Genomic DNA, 26,030 nt, shown 5'->3' with positions numbered 1-26,030 from the left:
CGACCCTACGAGAGGCCGAGCAGTTGCCGCATCGCCTGCGCGGCGTGGACGGCGGCGTCACCGCAGCAGTTGTTGAACAGCACATGGACCTGCTCCGCCCGCTCGGACATCTCACGGACGCGGGGCACCCACTCGGAGAGCTCCTCCGGCGTGTACGCGTGGCGAAATCGCTCCTCCTTGGTGCCCGTCCCCCACGCCCCGTTGCGACCGTGGAAGCGCACCAGTGCGAGTTCCGGTGTGGTGACCCGCACGACCGGCGGGATGGAGGCAGACAGCGTCTGCACCATGTCCACGGCCACGGCCGCCGCGCCCAGCTCGGTCAGCAGGGCCGTCGTCTCGTCGACATGACCCTCCCGCCACCAGTCGGGGTGTCGGAACTCCACGGCCATCGGCCACCCCGCGGCGCGTTCACGGCACCGGCGCAGGAACTCCGCCGCAGGTCTGCCCGGCACCAGGGAGCGAGGGAACTGGAAGATCAGCGTTCCCAGACGGCCGGAGGCGCGCAGGGGGTCGAGGGCCGCGCTGTACCGGTGCCACACCTCGTCGAGCAGCCCCGCGTCGGCGTCTGTCCGCTCTCGCCGCGACGGGAGGGCCGGCCGCAGATCGGCGGGCAGCGCTTCCGGCCGTGTCGGGTGTCCGGTGAGCAGGGAGAACGCCTTCACGTCGAACCGAAAGCCCTCGGGAGTTCGGTCGGCCCACAGTTGGCTGTTGCGGGCACTGGGAAGTCCGTAATAGGTCGAGTCCACCTCCACCACCGGGAACTGTGCGGCATAGTGCCGGATCCTGCCCTCCGGATCGCGATGGCCCTTGGGATACCAACCGCTGGCCACCAGCGCCTTGTCCGTCCACGAGCAGGTACCGACCCGGATCTCTCCCATCCCGCCCGTGTTCCCCGGACGTCCCGACGGATTCGTCCGGTGGGCGCGGGCAGCCGCGCCGCGGGTCTCGGGCGGGCGAGGTGATCCGCGGCCCGGATCCACGGATGTACGTCGACCACCCGGCGCGTGGCGTGCGTACGCCCCCTCGTGCCCCGGGCGCACCGCCAAGCGCTCTCATCTGTGCGGCTCCTCGCACGCCCGTGCGCTCGCGTACGGAACAATGGCCCGGTGACCTCTGCTACGGACCCCGCCCCGGCCATCCGCCCCGTGCCCACCGCACCGCGGCTCATCGCGACCGACCTGGACGGCACCTTGCTGCGCGACGACAAGTCCGTGTCGGACCGTACGGTCGCCGCCCTGGCAGCCGCCGAGCGGGCGGGCATCGAGGTCTTCTTCGTCACCGGCCGTCCGGCGCGGTGGATGGATGTCGTCAGGGCACATGTCCACGGCCACGGCCTCGCCATCTGCGGTAATGGTGCGGCCGTCGTGGATCTGCACGGCGACGACGGCGGCCCTCGTTTCGTGAAGGTGCGGCCGCTGGAGCGGGCTGCCGCCCTCGATGTCGTGACCGTGCTGCGTGCGGCGGTACCGGGCACGTCCTTCGCGGTCGAGCGCACCGGCGGCTTCCACCACGAACTCGCCTATCCCCCCATGCACATGGACGCAGCGGCGAGCATCGCGCCCGCAGAGAAGCTGCTCGCCGAGGACGCCGCCCCGGCGAACCAGCCGGTGCTCAAGGTGCTGGCTTTCCACCCCGAACTGGCCCCCGACGACTTCCTCACGCTGGCCCGCACGGCGGTCGGGGCACGTGCCGAGATCACCCGGTCCAGTCCGACCGCGCTTCTGGAGATCAGCGGTGCCGGTGTCTCGAAGGCATCCACGCTCGCGCTGTGCTGTGCCGAGCGCGGCATCTCGCCCACCGAGGTGGTGGCCTTCGGCGACATGCCGAACGACATGGAGATGCTGAGCTGGGCCGGCACGTCGTATGCGATGGGCAACGCCCACCCGGATGTCCTGGCCACCGCGTCCGGACGCACGGCCGCCAACAACGAGGACGGCGTGGCCGTCGTGATCGAGCAGATCCTCAAGGCCCTCTGAGGTCCGGAGCATGCGCTCCATCGCCCCACCCGAGTGCTTCGGCCGGAGCGTTTCACGTGAAACGCTCCGGCTGTTTCACGTGAAACAGCCCGCCCACGACGGCGCGGCACCCCCCAACTGGCGTACCGCCCCGGCGGAACAGTGCGTCACAGCGGCGCCTCCCACACGACGGTAGTGCCGCCCCCTCCGTCCCCGAGCCCGGGCCCGTACGAACTCGATCCGCCGAGTGCCTCGGCGCGCCGCTGAAGGTTGCGCAGTCCGCTGCGACGGCCGCCCGGCGGAATTCCCACCCCGTTGTCGGCGACCGTCAGGCGCACCCCCGCACTGCCGTCCGGCAGTTGGGCCGTGGCGTCGATGACGACCTCGATCCGGGACGCCTCCGCGTGCCGGAAGGCGTTCGAGAGGGCCTCGCGCAGTGCGGCGATCAGGTTCTTGCCGGTCAGCTCGCCGACCAGGGTGTCCACGGCGCCCAGGAAGCGGTGGGCGGGCTTGAAGCCGAGGGGCACCGCCGCCATGTTGATCTCCCGCAGTACGCGGGTGCGCAGGCCCGAAGGTGCCTCGGCCGGGCCCTGCTGGAGGGCGAAGATCGCGGTGCGGATCTCCTGAATGGTGACGTCGAGTTCATCGACCGCCTTGCCGATGCCGCCCTGCACCTCGGGCACGATCGATTTGCGCTGGGCGCCCTCCAGCATCATCCCGGTGGCGAAGAGGCGCTGGATGACGAGGTCGTGCAGGTCGCGGGCGATCCGGTCACGGTCCTCGTACACCGCGAGCCGCTCCCGGTCCCGCTGAGCCTCCGCCATCATGAGGGCGAGCGCCGCCTGGGAGGCGAACTGGCTGGCCAGGGTCCGCTCGGCCTCGGTGAAGGGGCGCCCGCCTCGCACTCTGGGCGTGGCGAGAGCGCCGAGAACCCGCCCGCCGCTCTGCAGGGGGAGCAGCATGCTCGGTCCGTAGCGCTCGGACAGTTTGGTGATCATGCGTGGGTCGGTGGCGGCGTCGTCGACGAAAACCGCCTCGCCCTCCAACAGGGTCGAGACGACCGGGCTCTCCGGCGGGATCACCATGCCGAGCGAGACGCGCGGGTTGTCGGCGGAGACCGCGACGATCTCCAGGCCGCCCTCCTCCGCGGGCAGCAGCACTATGCCGGCGTCGGCGACGGCGAGGTGGCGAGCCTGTTCGGCGACGACCTCCAGGGCGTCGTCCGCGTCGCCGCCCGACAGCAGGGCGGTGGTGACGGCGACCGAGCCGTCGATCCACCGCTCGCGCTGACGCGCCGCCTCGTAGAGCCGTGCGTTGCCGATGGCGATCCCGGCCTCGGTGGCGAGGACCCGCACCATGTGCAGGTCGTAGTCGTTGAACTCGGCACCGCGATGCTTCTCGGTCAGATAGAGGTTGCCGAAGATCTCGCCCTGAACGCGGATGGGGACGCCGAGGAAGGTCCGCATCGGCGGATGGTTCGGGGGGAGCCCCGCCGAGCGCGGATCGGCGGAGATCTCGGCGAGCCGGAGCGGCTCGGGGTGGTGGATGAGCCAGCCGAGCAGCCCTCGGTGCCCGTCCGGACGGCGCCCGATCGCACGGGCCGCGTCGTCGTCGACCCCGTACGTCACGAAGTCGGACAGCCCCCGGCCCTCCTCGTTGACGACGCCGATCGCCGCGTACCGCGCGTCGGCGAGTTCGGCCGCCGTCTCGCAGATGCGGTCGAGCGTCGAGTGCAGCTCAAGGCCCGTACCCACCGAGCGCATCGCCTCAAGGAGCTGGGGCACCCGGGCCGTGAGCTCGGTGGAGAGTCCCTGCAGGCTGCGGGTGGCCCTGGTCGCCGCTTCGAGCGGGTCCTGGCCCTGACGGTCCAGGTCATGGCCGTCCAGATCGTGGCGGTCCGGGTCCGTGACGTCCTGGCGGCCCGTGGGCCTCTTCGGGTCTGGCGGGACTGGCATGTCTTGAGACTAGTTAGTCCTATTTGGCGAGGAAAGTCGGGTACTGCCGGGAGTCGGTCTCGCGCTCCCGTTCCAGCATGCCCCGCAGGGGCCCGTCGATGAGTGCGAGGTCGTCGTAGGCGCCGCGCTGCACGGTCCGGCCCTCGTCGAGCACGATCACCTCGTCCACGGCTTCCAGGCCGCGCAACCGGTGCGTGATCAGCACCGTCGTACGCCCTTCGGTGGCCGCAAGAAGGTCAGCGGTGAGCGCGTCGGCGGTCGCCAGGTCCAGGTGTTCGGCGGGTTCGTCCAGTACGAGTACCGGGAAGTCGGCGAGCAGGGCCCGGGCCAGCGCGAGCCGCTGGCGCTGGCCGCCGGACAGCCTGGCACCGTGTTCGCCCACCAAGGTGTCCAGGCCGTCGGGCAGCCCGTCGACCCAGTCCAGGAGCCGGGCACGTCCCAGGACGGACCGCAGGTCGTCATCGGTGGCGTCGGTGCGGGCAAGCCTCAGGTTCTCCCGCACGGAGCTGTCGAAGAGGTGCGCGTCCTGGGCACACAACCCGACGAGCCGGCGTACGTCGTCGCCGTCGTGCCGGCCCGCCTCACTCCCGCCGATCTCGTACGTTCCGGTGCGGGCATCCAGGAAGCGGAGCAGCACCTGGGCGAGGGTGGTCTTGCCGGACCCCGAAGTGCCGACGACGGCGACCCGCATGCCCTGCGTGAGGTGCAGTCCGAAGTCGTGCAGCGCGTCCCGCTCCTGCCCCGCGTACCGGGCGCCGATGCCGCGCAGCTCCAGCGGGAACGGCGATGCCGGCGCCGGGGCGGGCGCTTCCGGTTCCTGCACGGGGGCGGGCGTGTCCAGGACTTCGTAGACGCGCTCGGCGCTGCGGCGGACCCGCTGGCGGGACTGCACGGCGAGCGGCAGCCCGGTCACCGCCTCGAAGGCGGCGAGCGGCACCAGCACGAGCACCGCGAGCTGCACCCCGTCGAGGCGTCCGGCCACCACCGCCTGTACGCCGACGAGTGCGGCCGCCGCCACGGTGAGCCCACAGGCCAGCGCGGAGAGACCGCCGCCGAGCGCGGTTGCGGCGGCGCCCCGCGCAGCGATCCGGGTCAGCGTCGCGTCGGCGTCCTTCACGTCGTCGAAGCGGCGATCCAGCGCCCCCGCCACGGTCAGCTCGCCCGTTCCGGTGAGCAGATCGGCCACCCGGGTGGCGAGTGCTCCTCGGGCCGGGGCCAGTTGCCGCTCGGCCCGTCGGGCCAGAGCGCCGCTGACGCACGGGACGACGACCCCGGCAACGAGGAGACCCACGGCCAGCACCGCGCCGGCCTCGGGCAGCAGCCATGCCGTGAACCCGGCGCTGAGAACGGACACGACGACGGCGACCCCGGCCGGCAGAGCCCAGCGAAGCCAGTAGTCCTGGAGTTCGTCGACGTCGGCGACGAGACGGGACAGCAGATCGCCGCGCCGGGTCTCACGCAGTCCGGCCGGCGCGATGCGCTCCAACTGCCGGTACACCGCTACCCGCAGCTCGGCGAGCATCCGCAGCACGGCATCGTGCGAGACCAGGCGCTCGGCGTAACGGAACACCGCACGCCCGATCCCGAAGGCCCGGGTCGCGGTGACCGCCACCATCAGATAGAGCACCGGGGGCTGTTGCGCGGCCCGCGAAATGAGCCAGCCGGAGGTGGCCATGAGGCCGACGGCCGAGCCGAGCGCCAGCGCGCCGAGCAGCAGCGCCAGCGCGAGCCTGCCGCGCAGCCCGTGGGCTGCGGCGCGGACCCGGCTGAGCGGCCTGCGGACGGCAGCGGGCCGACCCGTCACTGCCCCGGCGACAGCCTCAACAGGCTTCACCGTGTGCGTAGTTGGGGCCGGGGCGGCCGGGCCCTGCACCGGTACGCGAGGCAGCGTGTCGGCGGATCGCAGCTCCACGACGCGATCTGCCACGGCGAGCAGCGCCGGGCGGTGCACCACGAGCAGGACCGTGCGGCCCACCGCGAGCCTGCGCACCGCGTCGACGATGCCGGCTTCGGTCTCACCGTCGAGCGCGGCCGTCGGCTCGTCGAGCAGCAGCACCGGCCGGTCGGCCAGGAACGCCCGGGCCAGGGCGAGACGTTGGCGCTGACCGGCGGAGAGGCCCACGCCGCCCTCACCGAGGACGGTGGCCACCCCGTTCGGGAGCGCAGCGACGAACTCGTGCGCTCCGGCGTCGCGCAGCGCGTCGAGCACAGCGTCGTCGTCCGCGTCCGGCCGCGCCAGCCGGACGTTCTCCGCGATCGTGCCGGCGAAGAGGTGCGGCCGCTGCGGCACCCAGGCGATGTGCGCGCGCCAGTCCACCAGGGACAGCGTCGCAAGGTCCGCCCCGGAGGCCAGGATCCGGCCGCCGCCCTCCGGCGCCACGAAACCCAGGACCGCGTGGAGGAGCGTCGACTTCCCGACACCACTGGCCCCGGTCAGCGCCACGGTCTCGCCCGGCTGGACCACCAGGGACGCTGCGGCGAGAGAGGGCTCCGTACGCCCGGGGTGGCGGACGGTCACGCCGTCGGCCTCGATGCGGACCGGCCCCGCGGGTACTGCGCCCGTGCCGCCCTCGGGCAGCGGGGCCTCCAGGACCTCGAAGATCTCCTCCGCGGCCGAAAGGCCTTCCGCGGCGGCGTGGTACTGGGCGCCGACCTGGCGCAGCGGCAGATAGGCCTCGGGGGCCAGGACCAGGATCACCAGGCCGGTGTACAGGTCGAGGTCCCCGTGGACGAGGCGCATGCCGATGCCGACTGCTACCAGCGCCACCGAGATCGTGGCGAGCAGTTCGAGGGCGAAGGACGAGATGAAGGCGATCCGCAAGGTCTTCAGGGTCGCCCGGCGGTAGTCCGAGGTGATCGTCCTGATCGACTCGGCCTGCGCCTTGGCCCGTCCGAACACCTTCAGCGTCGGAAGCCCGGCGACGACATCGAGGAAGTGACCCGACAACCGGGACAGCAGTCGCCACTGACGGTCCATCTGCGACTGGGTGGCCCAGCCGATGAGCACCATGAACAAGGGGATGAGCGGCAGGGTCACGACGATGGTCGCCGCGGACACCCAGTCCTCGGTGACAATGCGCGCGAGCACCGCCACCGGTACGACGACGGCGAGGCCGAGTTGGGGCAGATAGCGTGCGAAGTAGTCGTCGAGTGCGTCGACCCCGCGCGTGGCGAGTGCGACGAGCGAGCCCGTGCGCTGACCGCTCAGCCACTCGGGGCCCAGCCCGGCCGCCCGCGCCAGGAGTCGGCCCCGCAGTTCCGACTTGACCGCCGCGCTCGCCCGGTTGGCGGCGAGCTCCGTGAGCCAGGAGACCAGGCCCCGACCGGCCGCGACCGCCGCGAGGAGCAGTAGCGGCGTCCTCAGTCCGGCCGCGTCCTGGCCGTGCTGGAACGCTCCCACGACGACTTCGGCGATGAGCATCGCCTGGGCGATGATCAGCCCCGCCCCGGCCAGGCCAAGGGCCACCACGGCCGCGAGGAAGAAGCGGGTGGCGCGGGCGTACCGGAGCAGGCGTGGGTCGATCGGTTTCACGTGAAACATCCCCCAACAGAAGGGTCGGAGCGGGCCCGGAGGGGTGTGTTTCACGTGAAACACACCCCGTTGAACCGTGCGGACCTCAGAGGTCAGTGCGCCTCGGCAATGTTCTTGGTGCCGATTCGCTTGCGGAACACCCAGTAGGTCCAGCCCTGGTAGAGCAGCACGATCGGGGTCGCGACCCCGGCGCACCAGGTCATGATCTTCAGGGTGTACGGGCTGGACGAGGCATTGGAGACCGTGAGGTTCCAGGCGTCGTTCAGCGAGGACGGCATGACGTTCGGGAAGAGCGTCAGGAAGAGCATCGCCACCGCGGCCGCGATCGTGATGCCGGACAGTGCGAACGACCAGCCCTCGCGTCCGACCTTGACCGCCACGATCGCCCCGACCAGCGCGAGGACGGCGACGACCATCGCGACCAGGCTCTTCGTGTCGCCACGCGAGGCCTGGGTCCAGATCAGGAAGCCGAGCGCGAGCACGGCCGTCACCAGACCCAGCTTGAGCGCCAGCGCCCTGGCCCGCTCACGGATGTCGCCCAGCGTCTTGAGCGAGGCGAACACCGCACCGTGGAAGGTGAACAGGGTGAGCGTGACCAGTCCGCCCAGGATCGCGAACGGGTTGAGCAGGTCCCAGAAGTTGCCGACGTACTCCATGTGCGCGTCGATCTTCACCCCGCGCACGATGTTGGCGAAGGCCACTCCCCAGAGGAACGCCGGGATGAGCGAGGTCCAGAAGATGGCCTGCTCCCAGTTGCGCTGCCACTTCTCCTCGGGCCGCTTCGCCCGGTACTCGAAGGCCACACCCCGGACGATCAGGCAGACCAGGATGATCAGCAGGGGCAGATAGAAACCGGAGAAGAGCGTCGCGTACCACTCGGGGAAGGCGGCGAAGGTCGCGCCGCCGGCCGTGAGCAGCCACACCTCGTTGCCGTCCCAGACGGGCCCGATGGTGTTGATCAGGACACGCTTCTCGGTGCGGTCCCGGGCCAGCAGCTTCGTCAGGATGCCGATCCCGAAGTCGAATCCCTCCAGGAAGAAGTAGCCGATCCACAGGACGGCGATGAGTACGAACCAGACGTCGTGGAGTTCCATGCCTCGATCTCCTCAGCCTCAGTACGAGAAGGCCATCGGCCGGTCGGGGTCGCGGTGGTCCCCGCCGATCTTGGTGGGCGGGTTGAGATCGTCCTCGGTGAGTTCGGGCGGCCCGGCCTTGACGTACTTGACCAGCAGCTTTACCTCGACCACCGCGAGCACGGCGTACAGCAGGGTGAAGACGATCATCGAAGTGAGGACCTCGCCCTGCGAGACGCTGGGGGAGACCGCGTCCTTGGTACGCAGCACGCCGTACACCACCCAGGGCTGACGGCCCATCTCCGTGAAGATCCAGCCCCAGGAGTTGGCGATCAGCGGGAAGCCGAGCGTCCAGACGGCGGCGAACCAGTACCACTTGGTCAGGCGGGTGCCGAGGGCCTTGCTCTTGAAGAGCACCAGGTTCGGCACCTCGTCCTCACCGGTCCGCATCCCCGGCGCCAGCATGAACTTCTTGCGGGTGAGCCAGAGTCCGACGAGGCCGATGACGAAGGACGTCATGCCGAAGCCGATCATCCAGCGGAAGCCCCAGAAGGTGACCGGAATGTTGGGCCGGTAGTCGCCGGGTCCGAACTTCTGCTGCTCCGCCTTGTTCACGTCGTTGATGCCGGGAACGTACGAGGAGAAGTTGTTGTCGGCGAGGAAGGACAGTATTCCGGGCACCGAGATCTCGACGTCGTTGTGGCCCTTGGCCACGTCTCCGACGGCGAAGATCGAGAACGGTGCGGACTTCTGGCCGTCCCACAGGGCCTCGGCGGCAGCCATCTTCATGGGCTGCTGCTTGAACATGACCTTGCCCAGCGAGTCACCGCTGACGGCCGTGAGCAGCCCGCCGATCACCAGCGTCACCAGGCCGAGCCGCAGCGAGGTGCGCATCACCGGGATGTGCTTCTTGCGGCGCAGGTGGATGGCGGCGACGCCGACCATGAACGCGCCGCCGGTCAGGAAGGCGGCGGTCAGGGTGTGGAAGACGACGACGAGGGTGGTGTCCTGGGTCAGGACGTGCCAGAAGTCGGTGAGTTCGGCGCGTCCGGTGACCTTGTTGAGCTTGAAGCCCACCGGGTGCTGCATCCAGGAGTTGGCCGCCAGGATGAAGTAGGCGGACAGGATGGTGCCGATCGAGACCATCCAGATGCAGGCGCAGTGGATCTTCTTCGGCAGCTTGTCCCAGCCGAAGATCCACAACCCGATGAAGGTGGACTCGAAGAAGAAGGCGATGAGCGCTTCGAAAGCGAGCGGGGCGCCGAAGATGTCGCCGACGAACCGGGAGTAGTCGGACCAGTTCATACCGAACTGGAATTCCTGGACGATGCCCGTGACCACACCCATCGCGATGTTGATCAGGAAGAGCTTGCCCCAGAACTTGGTCGCCTTGAGGTACTTGTCCTTGCCCGTTCGCACCCAGGCGGTCTCCAGGCCGGCGACCAGCGCCGCCAGGGAGATCGTCAGGGGGACGAAGAGGAAGTGGTAGACGGTGGTGATGCCGAACTGCCATCGCGCCAGGGTTTCCGGCGCCAGAGCCAGGTCCACGTCGGCACTCTCCTTACATCACATCGCCGAGGTCACAGCCGCAGCTTGCCCCTTTAATCCCGCCGATCTCGGGATGAAGCGGGACACGCTTGTGAACGCGTTCACATTCACAAGCATTATGTCGTACTGGCTGTCGACATCTCCAGGGGGGTCCCCTTAGAAGTGGTGTCCGGATGTGGACACCCTCTTCCCAAGAGTTTCAACATCTTGTTGAATGCGGCGCCATGACGACCCAGCTGCGCATACGCATCTCATGGCCCGCGGGCAGCCTCACCGCGACCCTCGAAGAAACCCCCACGAGCGCGGCGCTCGCGGGGGCACTCCCGATCACTTCCACCGCCCACACCTGGGGCGAGGAGGTCTACTTCGACACTCCCGTCTCCCGGGAACAGGAGCCGAACGCCCGCCAGGTCGTGGAGCCGGGCACGGTGGCCTTCTGGACCGACGGCGACGCGCTCGCGCTGCCGTACGGCCCCACCCCGATCTCGCGCGGCGACGAATGCCGGCTCGCCAGCCCCTGCAACGTCCTCGGCCGGATCGACGGCGACCCCCGGCAGCTGGCTACCGTGCGTTCCGGGGACCCGATCCGGGTCGACGCGATCTGAGGCGGCCCCGAGACTTCAGGGCGCCGCCACGGACGCCCTCACGGACACCCTTTCGGCCGCGTCAGGCCTGCTTGCGGAAGCCCTCCGCGACCTTGAGGAACAGGTCGTTGGCCTCACCCTCGCCGATCGTGACGCGCACGCCCTCGCCCGCGAACGGCCGGACCACGACACCCGCCGCCTCGCACGCGGCGGCGAAGTCGACCGTGCGCTCCCCGAGGCGCAGCCAGACGAAGTTCGCCTGCGTCTCGGGCACGGTCCAGCCCTGCTGGACCAGGCCCGCGTACACCCGCTCCCGCTCGCCCACCAACGCGCCGACACGGCCCATCAGTTCGTCCTCGGCGCGCAGGGAGGCGACCGCCGCGTCCTGGGCCAGCTGGCTGACACCGAAGGGCACGGCCGTCTTGCGCAGCGCCGCGGCCACGGGCTCGTGCGCCACGGCGAAGCCGACCCGCAGCCCGGCGAGCCCGTACGCCTTGGAGAAGGTGCGCAGCACGGCAACGTTCGGGCGGTCGCGGTAGATCTCGATGCCGTCCGGCACCTCGGTGTCCCGGATGAACTCCCGGTAGGCCTCGTCGAGGACCACCAGGACGTCCGAGGGCACCCGGTCGAGGAAGCGCTCGAGCTCGGCCCGGCGCACCACGGTGCCGGTCGGGTTGTTCGGGTTGCAGACGAAGATCAGCCGCGTCCGGTCCGTGATCGCGTCGGCCATCGCGTCCAGGTCGTGCACATCGCCCGGGGTCAGCGGCACCCGGACCGACGTCGCTCCACTGATCTGGGTGATGATCGGGTACGCCTCGAAGGAACGCCAGGCGTACATGACCTCGTCACCGGGGCCGGAGGTGGACTGGATCAGCGACTGGGCCACACCCACCGAGCCCGTGCCGGTGGCCAGATGCGTGAGGGGCACCCCGAACCGGTCGGCCAGCTCGTTGATCAGGCCGGTGCACGCCATGTCCGGGTAACGGTTGAAGCTGCCCGCGGCCGCGACCGCGCTCTCCATCACACCCGGGAGCGGCGGGTAGGGGTTCTCGTTCGAGGACAGCTTGTAGGCGACCGGCCCGTCGGAAGCTGCGGGCCTGCCCGGCTTGTAGGTGGGGATGCCGTCCAGCTCGGCGCGCAGCTTGGGGCTCGTCTCGCTCACCGCAGGTCCTCCTCGACCGTTCCGTACGGAATGCCGTGCCCGCCACGGCGGACAGCTCCGTACACATCCAATGCTCCTCACCTTATGAGGATTCGGCTTCCCTGCGAATAGGGGACGGGGACCGGTTCCCGGCGGGCGCTCCAGGAAGGGGGGAGCGCTCCTGTTCACGGCGCACGCCGGTGGCTCGCGCCGTGGCGCGCATCACCCGTGAAGGTGAGTTGAGACCTCTTCGCAACATCGGGCAGTTGTCAGCCGCCCCTGGGTCGACAAGCGTCACCGTAACGGGATGCCGCCCAACTCCCTTGCATAATAAGGTCATTGACGCTTTATGATCATGCAGAAACGTGCCTGTCAACGCGTGCATATGCACCCGGGCCAACCATCCGTCATCCCCCTACTATCGGCTCGCCATGACAGCAGCAGGGAAGCACCAGGTGAGCCGGTCGACCGGTCGCCGGCTGGGGCGGGCAGGTATTCGGGACGTAGCCGCCGCCGCCGGTGTCTCCATCACGACCGTCTCCGACGCGCTCAACGGCAAGGGCCGGCTCCCCGACGCCACCCGCCGCCACGTCCGCGAGGTCGCAGACCGGCTGGGCTACCGCCCATCCGCAGCGGCCCGCACGCTCCGTACCGGCAAGTCGGGCCTCATCGGCCTGACCGTGACGACCTACGGGGATGAACCTTTCACCTTCACCGAATTCGCCTACTTCGCCGAGATGGCGAGAGCGGCGACCTCCGCCGCCCTCGCACGCGGCTACGCCCTCGTCATCCTGCCCGCCACCTCACGCCGCAGCCCCGCGGACGTCTGGTCGAACGTCGCCCTCGACGGCACCGTCGTCATCGACCCCTCCGACCAGGACCCCGTTGTCACCGAACTCGTACGCCAGGGACTTCCGGTCGTCTCCGACGGCCGCCCCGCGGGCAGCCTGCCCGTCACGGCGTGGGTCGACAACGACCATGAGGCCGCCGTACTCGACCTGCTCGACCATCTCGCCGCGGCCGGCGCCCGCCGGATCGGCCTGCTCACCGGAACCACCACCGACACCTACACCCGGCTCTCCACCGAGGCCTATCTGAGCTGGTGCGAACGCGTCGGCCAGGACCCGGTGTACGAGTCCTATCCGGCGCATGACCCCTGCGCGGGCGCCGTCGCGGCCGACCGGCTGCTCGCCCGCCCGGACCGGCCCGACGCCGTCTACGGACTCTTCGACCCCAACGGCACCGATCTGCTCGCGGCCGCCCGGCGCTACGGACTGCGCGTGCCCGAGGACCTGCTCCTCGTGTGCTGCAGCGAGTCCACCGTGTACGCCACCACCGAACCGCCCATCACCACGCTCTCGCTCAAACCGCGGCGCATCGGCACGGCCGTCGTCCAGTTGCTCATCGACGCGATCGAAGGGATCGACAACGGCCATCCGATCGAGCAGGTGATACCGACCGAACTGATCGTGCGCACGTCCTCCCAGCGACGGCCTCCGCGCACCACGGTCAGCCCGCCCCGATCCCCGGCCAAGGACAATCAGCCGGGCCCGGGCAAGGAGTGAACTCCGGCCGGACGGCGGCCCCAGCCGTCCGGCATCGGACACAGCCCTGTCCCAATAGCAGGGACCAAGACAGGGTTCGGCTTGGACTAGACCACCACATTGGGGACATAACCACCCGCGAACACCGCTCGCACCCGGATTGACCACCCCTGGTGCGTCACACAGCATGAGGCGCATTCCTATGATGGGCGCACGACACCACGGATCCCCGCCCGACCTGGCGGCTCCCAGGGTGTACGGCGGCGCGACGGTGGTGGAGGGGTCGATGACTCAGGGGGCCGGTCAGGGACCCGTGCGGACGGAGACGTTGCGTGACTTCCGGGTGCCGCCGTATGCGCAACAGACCCCCGTGCCACCGCCGGAGGAACCGGTCGGACGGCCGGAGCCCGCGGTGCCGCTCTTCCAGCAGCAGCCGCCCTCCGGCCACCCCGAGGCGCCCGCGCCGCTCACGCCTCCTCCGGCACCCGGCGCGGCCACCTATTCGGGTGATGAGCCGGACGGCTACACGCCGACGGAACGCGATCTCCCGGTGATCCAGCGCGGCGACACGGTCAAGCTGCCGACGGTCGAGCCCGTCGCCGCCGAGATCCCCGAGGGCCCCGGCCCGCTGTACGTCGTGGGCGACGTCCACGGCTACCTCGACGAACTCCTGGGCGCGCTGCGGGCCCAGGGCCTCATCGACGAGTCCGGCAACTGGGCCGCGGGCACCGCTCGCCTGTGGTTCCTCGGCGACTTCACCGACAGAGGCCCCGACGGCATCGGCGTCATCGACCTCGTCATGCGGCTCTCCGCCGAGGCCGCGGCCGCGGGCGGCTACTGCAAGGCCCTCATGGGCAACCACGAGCTGCTGCTCATCGGCGCCAAGCGGTTCGCCGACACCCCGGTGAACTCGGGCGCGGGCACCGCCACCTTCCAGGCCGCCTGGCTGCTCAACGGCGGCCAGAAGGCCGACATGGACCGGCTGCAGGACGTCCATCTGCAGTGGATGTCCCGGCTCGACGCGATCGAGCAGGAGGACGACCACCTCCTGATGCACTCCGACACGACCGCCTATCTGGAGTACGGCGACTCCATCGAGGCGGTCAACGACACCGTCCACGCCATCCTCAACCGGGGCGACGCCGACGAGTGCTGGGACCTGTTCCGCAAGTTCACCAAGCGCTTCGCCTTCCGCGACGAATCGGGTCCGCAGGCCGCCCGCGAGCTGCTCTCGGCGTACGGCGGGCAGCGCGTGGTGCACGGCCACAGCCCCATTCCGTATCTCCTCGGAGAGGTGGGCACCGAGGACGGCGAGGAGGACTCGCGCCCGGTGGTCGAGGGCCCCCACGTGTACGCCGACGGTCTTGCCATCGCCATGGACGGCGGCGTGACCATGGCCGGAAAGCTGCTGGTCCAGCAACTGCCTCTGCATGACTGACGGTTGACCGGGAAGGCCTTCGGCAAAGCGCCGGGTATGCCATTTCCGGAAACACCCTGTCACCCCGTGCCGTAGCGGCTCTACCATCGGGTTATCCGTAGCAGGCTCTCCTCCGTTTCCGCCCAACTGCCCGTTCCACAGGCGGGCATCCCGGCCCTACGGAGCATCGGGGGATGCACATGAACAGCGCTCCGCACCTGCTCAGCGAGGACCGCCCGGAGTTCGAGCGGATTCTCGACGAGGCACTGCGCACCGCGCATGAACGGCCCGAGCTGTCCGGTATCGGCGACCGCCTGAACCCCGTGCAGCTGCGCACCATGGTGCTCGCCGCCGGTACGTTCGTCACCGAGCGGGCGGGCGCCGAGTACGAGCACTACGTCAGAGCGCGCGAGGAGCTGCGCGCGCACTCCGGGTCCACCGCGCGGGACTCCGTCCTGACGGCTGCGGAGGCCACCGTCCTGGAGCCGGCAGGCGCGGGCGCGGGGGCCGTCGTCGCGGTCCTGGCCCCGGTGCTCGCGGGCACCGCGGCCGCGATATTCCTGCTGGTCGGCTACCTACTGAAAATGCTCAAGCCCCAACCCGCCTTCGCCGACACCATGGTGACGGCGGGCTGGTTCTTCGGCGCGCTGACGGCCGCCGCGATACTCGCCGCCGCCATCGGGCTGCTGATCACCGCGGTGCGCAACGGCGCGACCCAGGTCGTCGCCATCGACCAGGACAGCGAGGCGGACGCCCCCGACGAGCGCACGCAGGAGATCGCCCGCGCCCGTGAGGCGTGGCGCCACGCCCTGTTGGAGCGCGGTATCTACCCCTTCCTGCGCGACGCGCTCGCCGACCCGAGCGTCGACCCCGGCGCCCCCGCGCCGCGCCGCCCGATCGGCCGCATCCCCACCCTCGGCTACGACCGCCCGGGCTTCGACAGCCCCGACGAGGGCAGCTCCCCCACCCGCCACGCGGGGTTCACCAGCCCGGACTTCACCAGTCCCGACTTCGGCGGACCCGAGCACCGGCCGGACTGAACCGACGGGTGCCGCACCGCACCCGGGAGCGGTCGGCTCCCGGGGCAGCGCGAGGACCGCATCGGCTCAGTCGGCGATCGGCAGGTAGACCCGGTTGCCCGCGTCTGCGAACTCCTTGGACTTCTCCGCCATTCCGGCCTCGATCTCGTCGGACTTCAGATCGCCGCCGTGCTCGCGCCGGATGTCCTGGGAGATCTTCATCGAGCAGAACTTCGGACCGCACATCGAGCAGAAGTGCGCGGTCTTGGCCGGCTCCGCGGGCAGCGTCTCGTCGTGGAACTCCCGGGCGGTGTCCGGGTCGAGGGCCAGGTTGAACTGGTCCTCCCAGCGGAACTCGAACCGGGCGTCCGAGAGCGCGTCGTCCCACTCCTGCGCGCCCGGGTGCCCCTTGGCCAGGTCCGCCGCATGGGCGGCGATCTTGTACGTGATGACGCCGGTCTTCACGTCGTCACGGTTGGGCAGGCCGAGGTGCTCCTTGGGCGTGACGTAGCAGAGCATCGCGGTACCCCACCAGGCGATCATCGCCGCACCGATACCGGAGGTGATGTGGTCGTAGGCGGGCGCCACATCGGTGGTCAGGGGCCCCAGGGTGTAGAACGGGGCCTCTTCGCAGATCTCCTGCTGGAGGTCGATGTTTTCCTTGATCTTGTGCATCGGGACGTGTCCCGGGCCCTCGATCATCGTCTGTACGTTGTGACGCTTGGCGATCGTGTTGAGTTCCCCGAGCGTGCGCAACTCCGCGAACTGCGCCTCGTCATTGGCATCCGCGATGGAGCCGGGACGCAGACCGTCGCCGAGCGAGTACGTCACGTCGTAGGCCGCGAGGATCTCGCAGAGCTCCTCGAAGTTCTCGTACAGGAACGATTCCTTGTGGTGCGCCAGGCACCAGGCCGCCATGATCGAACCGCCGCGCGAGACGATGCCGGTCTTGCGGCGGGCGGTCAGCGGCACATAGCGCAGCAGCACGCCGGCGTGGACCGTCATGTAGTCGACGCCCTGCTCGGCCTGCTCGATGACCGTGTCCTTGTAGATGTCCCAGGTCAGTTCCTCGGCGCGGCCGTCGACCTTCTCCAGCGCCTGGTAGAGCGGAACCGTGCCGATGGGGACGGGGGAGTTGCGCAGCACCCACTCGCGGGTGGTGTGGATGTTGCGGCCCGTGGAGAGGTCCATGACCGTGTCCGCGCCCCATTGCGTGGCCCACGTCATCTTGTCGACCTCTTCCTCAATGGAGGAGGTGACGGCGGAGTTCCCGATGTTGGCATTGACCTTCACCAGGAACCGCTTGCCGATGATCATCGGCTCGATCTCGGGGTGGTTGATGTTGGCCGGCAGTACGGCACGGCCTGCCGCGATCTCCTCGCGGACGACCTCGGGGGAGACGTTCTCGCGGATCGCGACGTACTCCATCTCCGGGGTGATCTCGCCGCGGCGGGCGTACGCGAGCTGGGTGACGGCCTGGCCGCCACGGCCCCGGCGGGGCTGGCGCGGGCGGCCGGGGAAGACCGCGTCGAGGTTCTTGAGCCCGCCGCGCGGCGAGGTGTGCTTGATGCCGTCGTCCTCGGGGCGGACCGGGCGGCCCGCGTACTCCTCGGTGTCGCCGCGCCCGATGATCCAGTTCTCACGGAGCGGAGCGAGGCCCCGGCGGACGTCGGTCTCGACGCTCGGGTCGGTGTACGGGCCCGAGGTGTCGTACAGCGTCACGGCCTTGCCGTTGGTGAGGTGCACCTGACGGACCGGCACCTTGAGGTCGGGGCGCGATCCCGCCACGTACCCCTTGTGCCAGCCGATGGACTTCCCGCTCTCCTCAGTGCTGGAGGCAGGCGTGCGTGCGTCCTGAATGGTCATGAGACCTACTCCCTACGCCGGCATTACCCGGTAACAGGTTCGGCGGTCGGCGCAGCCTCTTCCGTACCGTTCGTACGGTTTTCAGCGCCCTCTCAGCCCGGTGCTCCGAGCTCCCGCGTGTGCAAAGGTGTCACCACGCTAACGCCATCACTGGCGCGCTGAACAGAGGGCCCCCTGTGTTCTTGCGATGATCGGGCGGTGACCTCACCAGAACCGCACCCTCCGCACCAGCACGGCGGACACGGCCACGGGCACGGCCACTCCCACGCGCACGGGCCCGCCGCCCCCGTCTCCAAGCACCTCCGCAAGGTGATCGCCGCCGTGCTGATTCCCTTCTCCACGGCGGTACTTGTGGGTCTCGTGGTGCTCTGGCCGGGCGGGGCTCCACCGCACCAGCGCACCGGCGTCGGCTTCGACCGCCAGACCCAGCAGGCCAAGGTCGTCAAGGTCGACGAAGTCGACTGCAATTCGGCCAACGCCGGTCAGGCCCCGTCGAACGGTGACACCTCCACCGCCGAGAGCCAGCAGGCCAGGAGCACCGAACAGCGGGTGTGCAAGAAGGCCACCGTCGAGGTCACCTCGGGCAAGGAGAAGGGCCGCACCTTCACCGAGATCGTCCAGCCCGACTCGCCCCGCCAGCTGCGCACGGGCCAGGGCGTGATCGTCGCGTACGCCCCCGACGCACCCCATGACCTGCAGTATTCGGTGACCGATGTGAACCGCCGATTCCCGATGGCGCTGCTCGCCGGGATCTTCGCACTCGCGGTGGTGGCCGTCGGCCGGCTGCGCGGAGTGATGGCGCTGGTCGCTCTGGTGGTCTCCTTCGCCGTGCTGACGCTGTTCATCCTTCCGGCGGTGTTGCAGGGTTCCAACCCGCTCCTTGTAGCGGTGGTCGGGGCGAGCGCCATCATGCTGATCGCGCTCTACATGTGCCACGGTCTGTCCGCCCGGACCTCCGTCGCCGTCCTCGGCACCCTCGTCTCACTGATGCTGATCGGGCTGCTCGGCTCGCTCTTCATCGGCTGGGCCTCACTCACCGGCAACACCGACGACAACACGGGTCTGATCCACGGCCTCTATCCCAACATCGACATGTCCGGCCTGCTGCTCGCGGGCGTCATCATCGGATCGCTCGGCGTACTCGACGACGTGACGGTCACCCAGACATCGGCGGTGTGGGAGCTGCACGAGGCGAACCCGACCATGGGCCCGCGCGGCCTGTACCGGGCGGGCATCCGGATCGGCCGCGACCACATCGCATCGGTGGTCAACACCCTGGTGCTCGCGTACGCGGGCGCCGCGCTGCCGCTGTTGCTGCTGTTCTCGATCGCGCAGAGCAGCGTGGGCACGGTGGCCAACAGCGAGCTGGTCGCCGAGGAGATCGTCCGCACCCTGGTCGGCTCGATCGGCCTGGTCGCCTCGGTGCCGCTGACGACCGCGCTCGCCGCCCTGGTGGTCTCCGCCGACCGACCGGGAGCAGCGGGCGCCGCGGCGCCCCGCGTGGGGGCGCCGCGCGTAGGAGCAGGGCGCGGCGGAGGCGGTCACCGCCGCAAGAAGTAACGGATCAGCCGGCGTTCTCCTCGGCGAGAATGCGCCCGAGCGCGTCCTCCAAGTGCTCGTCGAACTCCCCGAGGGTCCACTCCTGCCCCAGCGGTACGAGCTTGTCGGTGCGGTCCAGGAAGGCGACGAGCGGCGCCGCGCCGGCCCGGAAGAGGGCGGTGTCGGCGCCCACTTGGAGCCGGATGTGGACGTCCGAGAGCTCCCCGGGCTCGGTGGGCTCGATTCTCACATCGCCGTCCCCGGTCGCCCCGTTGATGCCGTCGAGCAGCAACTCGCGGCCGAACGCCCAGGTCACGGGCGCGTCGCCCGGGAGGTGGAAGGTCATGCGCACCGCATAGGGGTCCGCCGCCTCGTACTTCAGCTCCACGGGGATCTTGAAGGAAAGCTCCTCGGAGACGAGGAAGCCCATCATCACTTCTGCCTGAACCGATTCACGCACCGCACGTACCCCGCTCTAGCCGAAACTGGCCAGGAATGATCCCGCATGGCCCTCTTGACGCAATCGTGCTGTAAGCCCAAACAGATCACAAGGAGTGATATTTCAGATACTGATAGAGAAGGCCAGGGAGCGGAAGAGACCCCCCACTTCGCCACGTAGCTGCTCAATGGCGGGAAGCAGACGTTCTTCCTGGTGAAGGGGTACGGAAATGGCAATCGTGGCGGCACTGGAACCGGCCGTGATCGGGATCGCGGCGCAGACCGTGCCCAGCGCGTACTCCTGCCGTTCGACCACGGGTTGCATACGCTCCGTAGCCGCCAACCGCTCCGAAAGGGTGTGGCGGTCCCGCACGGTGAAGGGCGTGATGGCCTCGACCGGATGCCGGTCCAGGTAGTCCTCGCGGGTGCGTTCGTCGAGCTGGCTGAGCAGACACTGGCCGATCGCGTGGGCGTGCCCGGTCTCGCGGAAGTCCGCCCACTCCTCGACGGCGGGCGCCGCGGGGGTGTCGGCCACCCCGGCGATCTCGATCTCGCCCTCGCGGTAGAGGGCGAAGTAGACGGGCACCCCGATGGAGTCCCGCCAGCGCACCAGGGAGTCGGCGATCTTGATGCGACGATTCTGCAGTGCTCCGCCGTCGGCCAGCCGCTCGGCCGCGGGCCCGAACACGAACACCCCCTGTTCGCGCCGCAGATAGCCCTCGTGGGTCAGGGTCCGCAGCAGGTGGTACGCGGTCGGCAGCGGCAGTCCGGCCTCGCGCGCCAGCTGTTTGGCGGGGGCGCCGTCCCGGTGGGACCCGACTGCCTCCAGCAGGCGCAGGGCCCGCTGGACCGAGCCGATCAGGGTAGGGACGGCGGCGTTCGAAGCCATGGCCACAGGTCACCCCCAGGCGTGCCGACGGGCAACGCGCCCGCCCGCGGGGGCCACCCCCGCGCGCCCGCCGCACGCCCGGAGAGCCGGCACGGGCCGGTCGAACCGGAGCTCGGGATCGATCGGGGCCCGTGGTTCCCAGGGGGCGGCAGAGACCAGCCACTCTATTGGCCGATCCTGACGGGAAGGGGGTTTCACCAGGTTCGTTCCCCCGGCCGGGCTAATCCCCGTACGTCCTGGGCGCGGCGTGCGCGCCGGTCCGGTAGCGGCGGGGCCGTCCCGGGCTCCGGGCGGAAGGTCTTGTTCCGCCCGGGGCCGGCTACCAGTCGCCGCGCGAGGACGACGAGGAGGACATGAACCTCCGCACCACGTAGATCAGACCGCCGACCAGGGCCACGAAGACCAGGAGCTTGAAGAGCAGCCCGAACAGGAAGCCCACCACGCTCGCGATCAGACCGCCGAACACCACCAGGGCGATGACGGGCACGGCGACCCACTTCACCCACCAGGGCATCCCCGCGAATATCTCCCGTGCCGCCATCGTCCCTACCTCTTTCGTCAGTTCACCGGTCGTGTGCTTTCGACACTCCTGATGCTAGGCGCGAGGGGGTGCCGCGCGGGGCGCTCGCAGCCCTTGAACACCCCTGATCGAACCCCTAGGGAGAATCGGGGACGACCCTCAGCTCTCAGGGGGAGAGAACACGACCAGAACCCTCAGGTCCTCGGTGATGTGGTGGAACTTGTGCGCCACTCCGGCCGGCACATAGACCACGCTGCCCCGCGCGACCTGCGTCGTCTCCAGGCCCACGGTGATGGAGGCCCGGCCGCTGACCACGAAGTAGATCTCGTCCTGGGCGTGCGGGGACTGAGGGTCGTGTGCGCCCGCATCGAGCGCGTACAGCCCCGCCGACATGGTGCGCTCCCGCAGGAACTGCAGATACGCACCGTCGTTGGCGGCCCGTTCCGCCTCCAGCTCGTCGAGTCGGAAGTCTTTCATCGCCGTCTGCCCCTGCGCTCGTGCCGATCACGTCTGCCACGATCAGACCCATGAAGAATTTCGTAGTCAAGACGATCGCCAATGCGGCCGCCCTGGCAGTGGCCATCTGGCTGGTGAAGGACATCACCCTGACCGGTGACAACACCGGCAAGAAGGCACTGACGCTGATTCTGGTCGCGCTGGTCTTCGGCGTGGTGAATTTCGTCGTGAAGCCCGTGGTCAAGCTGCTGTCGTTCCCCCTCTTCATCCTCACGCTCGGGCTGATCACGCTGGTGATCAACGCGTTGATGCTGCTGCTGACCTCCTGGCTCGCCGACAAGCTCGACCTGAGCTTCCACGTCGAGGGGTTCTGGACCGCCGTGCTCGGCGCCCTGATCATCTCGATCGTGTCCTGGGCGATGCACATCGTTCTGCCCGACGACAAGGACTGAGTCTTGGCCACCCCCTACTGCCATGAAATGGAGCGTGCGGCATGACAGGTGACGGCACCCGATCCGTACGCGCGGGGCTCCCCGAGCCGGTGGCCTATGAACCCACCCTGCCCGGGCCGGTGTTCGCCGCCCACTTCCACCTGCCGGGCGAGGCGGACGGGCCGTACACCTACGGCCGTGACACCAACCCCACGTGGACGCATCTGGAGCGGGCGATAGCCGAGCTGGAGTCCCCGGACGAGAGAGCCGAAGCGATCGTCTTCGCGTCCGGAATGGCGGCCATCTCGGCTGTGCTGCTCTCCCACGCGCGCTCCGGCGACACGGTGGTGCTGCCGGACGACGGTTACCAGGCCCTGCCGCTGATCCGCGAGCAGTTGGAGGCGTACGGCATCGAGGTGCGCACCGCGCCCACCGCCGGCGACGCACAGATCGCCCACCTGGACGGCGCGAAGCTGTTGTGGATCGAGACCCCGTCCAACCCGGGTCTCGATGTGTGCGACGTGGCCCGCTTGGCACGGGCCGCACATGACGCGGGCGCCCTGGTGGCGGTCGACAACACCCTGGCCACGCCTCTCGGGCAGCGTCCGCTCGAACTCGGCGCGGACTTCGCGGTGGCCAGCGGCACCAAGGGCCTGACCGGCCACGGCGATCTCCTGCTCGGCTATGTGGTGTGCCGCGACGCCGGCCTCGCCGCACGGGTACGCAAGTGGCGCAAGGTCGTGGGCGCCATTCCGGGCCCGATGGAGGCCTGGCTCGCCCATCGCTCCCTCGCGACGCTGCACCTGCGCGCCGACCGGCAGGCCGCGAACGCCCTGGCCCTCGCCGAGGTGCTGGCCAAGCGGGAGGAGGTGACCGGCCTGCGCTATCCGGGGCTTCCCTCCGACCCGTCCCACCGGCAGGCCTCGGCGCAGATGCGGCGTTTCGGCTGCGTGGTCTCCTTCGACCTGCCCGACCGGGGCTTCGCCGAGCGGTTCCTGGAGGCGCTGCGTCTGGTCGACGACGCCACCAGCTTCGGCAGCGTCCGCTCCACCGCGGAGCGCCGCGGCCGCTGGGGCGGCGACGCGGTGTCGGAGGGCTTCATCCGCTTCTCGGTCGGCGCCGAGGACGCCCCCGACCTGATCGCGGACGTGGAACGCGCCTTGGATGGGGCAGGCTCGACGGCCGGACCCCGTACGTAGGACGGACGGTCCGAGCCTCCCCCCTCATGGCTCGGACCGCCCCCGGTTCCCGCGTCCGGGAACCGCCCGCACAAGGCTAGTTGACTCTGCGTCAGTGTCCAATCACGGTAGCGACAGAGACCTATCGACATATTTATAGTTGTGTCCGGCCGGGGACGTCGTGAAGCAGTTCGGGACGGGAGGGCACCATGGACCTTGCCCTGCTGCGTACGTTCGTCACCGTGCACCGAGCGGGCTCGTTCACCCGGGCCGCTGCGTTGCTCGGGCTTTCGCAGCCCGCGGTGACGGGCCAGATACGCACCCTGGAGCGGCAGTTGGGCCATCCGCTCTTTCTACGCCAGGCGCGCGGGGTGACCCCGACGACCATGGGCGACGAGCTGGCCCAGCGGGCCGCGCCGCATCTGGACGCGCTGGTCGAGATCACCGAGTCCGGCCTCGGCGAGGCACCGGCCCTGCGAACCCTGCATCTGGCCGGACCGCCGGAGTTCACCGCATTGCGCGCCCTGCCCGCACTCACCCGGCTCATCCCCCAGGGCCTCGCGTTGCGGGCGTCCTTCGGGAACGCCGAGGAGACCCTCGAAGGCCTGGCTGCCGGCCACCACGATCTCGCCATCGCCACCGCCAGGCCGCGCGGCGGGCTGCTGACCTCGACCGCACTGTGCGACGAGGAGCATGTGCTGGTCGCCGGGGTGCGCTGGGCCGCGCGGCTCGGGCCTGGCGCGGTGCGGCACGGCGGGCCCGACGTCCTGGAGCCCATCCCGGTGGTGGAGGTCCACGAATCGCTGCCACTCGTCACGCGCTACTGGGCCTCGGTGTTCGACGCCAAGCCCGCCGCCGCGGGCACGGTCGTGGCCCCCGATCTGCGGGCCGTTCTCGCCGCGGTGACCGCCGGAGCGGGACTCGCCGTACTGCCGCGCTACCTGTGCGAGACGGCCCTGGAACAAGGCGAGGTGGTGGCGCTGCTCAACCCTCCGGTGCCGCCGCTGCGCACCTATTTCCTCGCGGCGCGCACCGGCACACTCGGCCTCCCGCACATCGCGCGGGCGCAGGAATGGCTGCTGCGTGCCGCGGCCGACTGGAGCTGAAGAGCGGTGGACGAGGCCCGGAGAGTTTCGCAGGCGCCCCTTCGGGCCACATTTCTCCCATGACCGTACGTCCAGTGGTCAAGCGCACCGCACGAGCCGTTCTGCTTGACGGTGACGCCCTGATCCTGATCAAGCGCACCAAGCCCGGCATGGACCCGTACTGGGTCACCCCCGGTGGCGGGGTCGAGCCCGAGGACGCCACTGTCGTCGAGGCCCTCCACCGCGAAGTGGACGAAGAGCTCGGAGCGAAGATCACCGATGTGGTGCCCTGCTTCGTCGACACCGTCGAGCACATCGGTGCCGACGGCGGCGCGACCGGCGTGAAGGTGCAGCACTTCTTCGTCTGCCGCCTCGATTCCATGGACCTCTCGCTGCGGCACGGCCCCGAGATCGAGGAGCCCTGCGGCGAGTACGAGATCGTCCGCATCCCGTTCACCCGCGTCGGGATCGCCTCGGTGCACCTCGTGCCGCTGTCCCTCCGGCACTACCTCGACGGCAACATCGAGGGCGTGCGGGCCATGCACGCACCCGACCTGGGCTGACCACAGCTCACAGAGCCGAGCGGACCAGGGCGTAGGCCTCCCGGAGGTCGTCGCCGGTGTAGGTGTGGGTGGCACGGTCCGCGAGGTGGTGGTCCGCGTTCACCGCGACCGACACGGGGACGGCCGCGAAGAGGTCCACGTCGGACATCGAGTCCCCGTAGGCAACACAGTGCCGGCTGTCGACGCCGAACTCGGCGCACAGCCGGTGCATGACGGTCACCTTCGCGGCCGGGCTCAACAGCCCCTCCTTGTCCACGGGCCGGGTGAAGGGCAACTCCGGGAAGAGCGAGCCGTGGGCCGCATGAGCGCCCCAGCCGAGCAGCCGTTCCACGAAGAAGGACGGGGACAGCGAGATCACGGCACAGTAGTCGCCCGCTTCACGAATCTCCCGCCAGACGTCCTGGATGCCTGTGATCCAGGGGGCCGTCTCGAAAGCGGTCGTCACATGCGCCTCGGTGAGCCCGGCCCACAGAGCGTGCACCCGCACCGCGTACTCCGGCGGCCCGATCCGGCCGCTGGACAGCGCCACCTCCAGCTCGCCGATCTCGTCAAGGAGCCCGAGCTGCCGCGAAATCTCGACCGGCGCGGCGGAGCCCCGCATGAGGGTGCCGTCGAGGTCGAAGAGGTGAAGTCTCGCCATGTACGCCGAGCCTAGTACGCGGGGTTACTCCCCCTGTGGGACGTCCGACGCGGGCTTCCGACGGCACGCTGTTTCACGTGAAACATCCACCTCTCCCCGCATCCGACCGCACGATCCGGTCGCCGTTTCACGTGAAACATCTGCGGCGTACCGTCCGGAAGGGCTGGCTGGTGGCCCATGTCGCCGTCTCGGTGAGCTGGCTGGGCCTCACCCTCGGCCTTCTCGCGCTCGGCATCACCGCATACACAACGGACTCGCCCGCCATGACCGACGCCGCGTACCGCGCCATGAAGGTCTTCGGCGACTGGCTCGTGCTGCCCATCGCCCTGCTGACACTGGTGACCGGAGTGGTGCTCTCGCTGGGCACCCGCTGGGGACTCGCTCGTCATCGCTGGGTCTGGATCAAGTTCTGGCTGACCCTGGTCACGCTCTGCCTGTCGGCCTTCCTGCTGCGACCGGAGATCAATGGCGCGGTCGCGGCCGGAGTGCCCGACACCAGTCTGGTGGCCGCACCGATCGTGTCCTCCAGCGCCTACTTCTTCATGACGGCAATCTCGGTGCTCAAGCCCTGGGGACTGACGCGGCGTGGGCGGAAGCACCGTGTCGAGAGCCGGAAAACGGTGGACGCCGCGCCGGTGGGTCGGACAACCTGAGCCT

At 69.7% G+C, this 26,030-nt stretch carries 23 protein-coding genes; 11 read left to right on the top strand and 12 right to left on the bottom strand.

Annotated features, from left to right (window positions below; genetic code table 11):
* Nucleotides 1-5: 5 nt before the first annotated feature.
* Nucleotides 6-878 (bottom strand): DUF72 domain-containing protein, encoded by an 873-nt coding sequence (locus tag IE267_RS25655; protein WP_189764846.1) that lies wholly within the window; start codon nt 876-878, stop codon nt 6-8.
* A 228-nt stretch (nt 879-1,106) separates the two neighbouring features.
* Between IE267_RS25655 and IE267_RS25650 the strand changes: the two genes are divergently transcribed.
* Complete coding sequence (locus tag IE267_RS25650) at nt 1,107-1,976, top strand: Cof-type HAD-IIB family hydrolase (RefSeq protein WP_229861414.1); 870 nt, start codon at nt 1,107-1,109, stop codon at nt 1,974-1,976.
* Nucleotides 1,977-2,122: 146 nt separating this feature from the next.
* Here IE267_RS25650 and IE267_RS25645 read toward each other — a convergent pair whose 3' ends face one another.
* The 4 genes from IE267_RS25645 to IE267_RS25630 all read right to left on the bottom strand — a co-directional run bounded on the left by IE267_RS25645 (nt 2,123) and on the right by IE267_RS25630 (nt 10,063).
* A complete protein-coding gene (locus IE267_RS25645; RefSeq protein WP_161247836.1) occupies nt 2,123-3,910 on the bottom strand; it encodes a GAF domain-containing sensor histidine kinase in 1,788 nt (595 codons plus the stop codon).
* A gap of 19 nt (nt 3,911-3,929) precedes the next feature.
* The gene (gene cydD, locus IE267_RS25640; protein WP_189764845.1) at nt 3,930-7,442 is read right to left on the bottom strand and encodes a thiol reductant ABC exporter subunit CydD; all 3,513 of its coding nucleotides are present in this window, start codon (nt 7,440-7,442) and stop codon (nt 3,930-3,932) included.
* A gap of 92 nt (nt 7,443-7,534) precedes the next feature.
* Nucleotides 7,535-8,536: a cytochrome d ubiquinol oxidase subunit II gene (gene cydB / locus IE267_RS25635; protein ID WP_189764844.1), complete on the bottom strand. Its 1,002-nt coding sequence runs from the start codon at nt 8,534-8,536 to the stop codon at nt 7,535-7,537.
* An 18-nt stretch (nt 8,537-8,554) separates the two neighbouring features.
* The gene (locus IE267_RS25630) at nt 8,555-10,063 is read right to left on the bottom strand and encodes a cytochrome ubiquinol oxidase subunit I (RefSeq protein ID WP_189764843.1); all 1,509 of its coding nucleotides are present in this window, start codon (nt 10,061-10,063) and stop codon (nt 8,555-8,557) included.
* 224 nt (nt 10,064-10,287) lie between these two features.
* On the opposite strand from IE267_RS25630, the gene IE267_RS25625 reads away from it, so the two are divergent.
* Complete coding sequence (locus IE267_RS25625; protein WP_189764842.1) at nt 10,288-10,668, top strand: cyclophilin-like fold protein; 381 nt, start codon at nt 10,288-10,290, stop codon at nt 10,666-10,668.
* A 61-nt stretch (nt 10,669-10,729) separates the two neighbouring features.
* On the opposite strand, the gene hisC is transcribed toward IE267_RS25625, so the two are convergent.
* Nucleotides 10,730-11,809 carry a histidinol-phosphate transaminase gene (gene hisC / locus IE267_RS25620; protein ID WP_189764841.1) on the bottom strand — a complete coding sequence of 360 codons (1,080 nt, stop codon included), beginning with the start codon at nt 11,807-11,809 and terminating at the stop codon, nt 10,730-10,732.
* 410 nt (nt 11,810-12,219) lie between these two features.
* Between hisC and IE267_RS25615 the strand changes: the two genes are divergently transcribed.
* The 3 genes from IE267_RS25615 to IE267_RS25605 all read left to right on the top strand — a co-directional run bounded on the left by IE267_RS25615 (nt 12,220) and on the right by IE267_RS25605 (nt 15,789).
* Nucleotides 12,220-13,353: a LacI family DNA-binding transcriptional regulator gene (locus IE267_RS25615; RefSeq protein ID WP_161247824.1), complete on the top strand. Its 1,134-nt coding sequence runs from the start codon at nt 12,220-12,222 to the stop codon at nt 13,351-13,353.
* Nucleotides 13,354-13,618: 265 nt separating this feature from the next.
* Nucleotides 13,619-14,770: a metallophosphoesterase gene (locus tag IE267_RS25610; RefSeq protein ID WP_189764840.1), complete on the top strand. Its 1,152-nt coding sequence runs from the start codon at nt 13,619-13,621 to the stop codon at nt 14,768-14,770.
* A 173-nt stretch (nt 14,771-14,943) separates the two neighbouring features.
* Nucleotides 14,944-15,789: a hypothetical protein gene (locus tag IE267_RS25605; RefSeq protein WP_167158400.1), complete on the top strand. Its 846-nt coding sequence runs from the start codon at nt 14,944-14,946 to the stop codon at nt 15,787-15,789.
* A 66-nt stretch (nt 15,790-15,855) separates the two neighbouring features.
* Here the strand turns inward: IE267_RS25605 and thiC are convergent, their stop codons facing one another.
* Nucleotides 15,856-17,634: a phosphomethylpyrimidine synthase ThiC gene (gene thiC / locus IE267_RS25600; RefSeq protein ID WP_229861413.1), complete on the bottom strand. Its 1,779-nt coding sequence runs from the start codon at nt 17,632-17,634 to the stop codon at nt 15,856-15,858.
* A gap of 198 nt (nt 17,635-17,832) precedes the next feature.
* Here thiC and IE267_RS25595 point away from each other — a divergent pair, with 198 nt between their 5' ends.
* Nucleotides 17,833-19,194, top strand: a complete 1,362-nt coding sequence (locus tag IE267_RS25595) for a YibE/F family protein (RefSeq protein ID WP_229861412.1) — start codon at nt 17,833-17,835, stop codon at nt 19,192-19,194.
* Between the two features lie 4 nt (nt 19,195-19,198).
* Here the strand turns inward: IE267_RS25595 and IE267_RS25590 are convergent, their stop codons facing one another.
* The 4 genes from IE267_RS25590 to IE267_RS25575 form a co-directional block, all read right to left on the bottom strand.
* Entirely contained in the window at nt 19,199-19,633 is a 435-nt protein-coding gene (locus IE267_RS25590) for an SsgA family sporulation/cell division regulator (RefSeq protein ID WP_161247816.1), read from the bottom strand.
* 102 nt (nt 19,634-19,735) lie between these two features.
* Nucleotides 19,736-20,500, bottom strand: coding sequence for an IclR family transcriptional regulator (locus IE267_RS25585; RefSeq protein ID WP_189764839.1), 765 nt, complete (start codon nt 20,498-20,500; stop codon nt 19,736-19,738).
* A 319-nt stretch (nt 20,501-20,819) separates the two neighbouring features.
* On the bottom strand, nt 20,820-21,041 hold the full coding sequence (locus tag IE267_RS25580; protein ID WP_100575660.1) for a DUF5326 family protein: 222 nt from the start codon (nt 21,039-21,041) through the stop codon (nt 20,820-20,822).
* Nucleotides 21,042-21,179: 138 nt separating this feature from the next.
* Nucleotides 21,180-21,497: a cupin domain-containing protein gene (locus IE267_RS25575; RefSeq protein ID WP_100575659.1), complete on the bottom strand. Its 318-nt coding sequence runs from the start codon at nt 21,495-21,497 to the stop codon at nt 21,180-21,182.
* Between the two features lie 50 nt (nt 21,498-21,547).
* Here IE267_RS25575 and IE267_RS25570 point away from each other — a divergent pair, with 50 nt between their 5' ends.
* The 4 genes from IE267_RS25570 to IE267_RS25555 all read left to right on the top strand — a co-directional run bounded on the left by IE267_RS25570 (nt 21,548) and on the right by IE267_RS25555 (nt 24,733).
* On the top strand, nt 21,548-21,928 hold the full coding sequence (locus IE267_RS25570) for a phage holin family protein (protein ID WP_161247810.1): 381 nt from the start codon (nt 21,548-21,550) through the stop codon (nt 21,926-21,928).
* Nucleotides 21,929-21,969: 41 nt separating this feature from the next.
* Nucleotides 21,970-23,106, top strand: coding sequence for a cystathionine gamma-lyase (locus IE267_RS25565; protein WP_189764838.1), 1,137 nt, complete (start codon nt 21,970-21,972; stop codon nt 23,104-23,106).
* 188 nt (nt 23,107-23,294) lie between these two features.
* Nucleotides 23,295-24,191, top strand: coding sequence for a LysR family transcriptional regulator (locus IE267_RS25560; protein WP_161247806.1), 897 nt, complete (start codon nt 23,295-23,297; stop codon nt 24,189-24,191).
* A 59-nt stretch (nt 24,192-24,250) separates the two neighbouring features.
* Nucleotides 24,251-24,733, top strand: coding sequence for an NUDIX domain-containing protein (locus tag IE267_RS25555; protein ID WP_189764837.1), 483 nt, complete (start codon nt 24,251-24,253; stop codon nt 24,731-24,733).
* A gap of 7 nt (nt 24,734-24,740) precedes the next feature.
* Here IE267_RS25555 and IE267_RS25550 read toward each other — a convergent pair whose 3' ends face one another.
* Complete coding sequence (locus IE267_RS25550; protein WP_189764836.1) at nt 24,741-25,373, bottom strand: HAD family hydrolase; 633 nt, start codon at nt 25,371-25,373, stop codon at nt 24,741-24,743.
* Nucleotides 25,374-25,504: 131 nt separating this feature from the next.
* Here IE267_RS25550 and IE267_RS25545 point away from each other — a divergent pair, with 131 nt between their 5' ends.
* Nucleotides 25,505-26,026, top strand: coding sequence for a DUF2269 domain-containing protein (locus IE267_RS25545; protein WP_189764945.1), 522 nt, complete (start codon nt 25,505-25,507; stop codon nt 26,024-26,026).
* Nucleotides 26,027-26,030: the final 4 nt, after the last annotated feature.

This window comes from Streptomyces xanthochromogenes (genome assembly GCF_014650455.1).
In the GTDB taxonomy this organism is placed as follows: Bacteria; Actinomycetota; Actinomycetes; order Streptomycetales; family Streptomycetaceae; genus Streptomyces; species Streptomyces xanthochromogenes.
The sequence above is the reverse complement of the archived record's forward strand: the minus strand, read 5'-3'. Positions and strand labels throughout refer to the sequence as shown.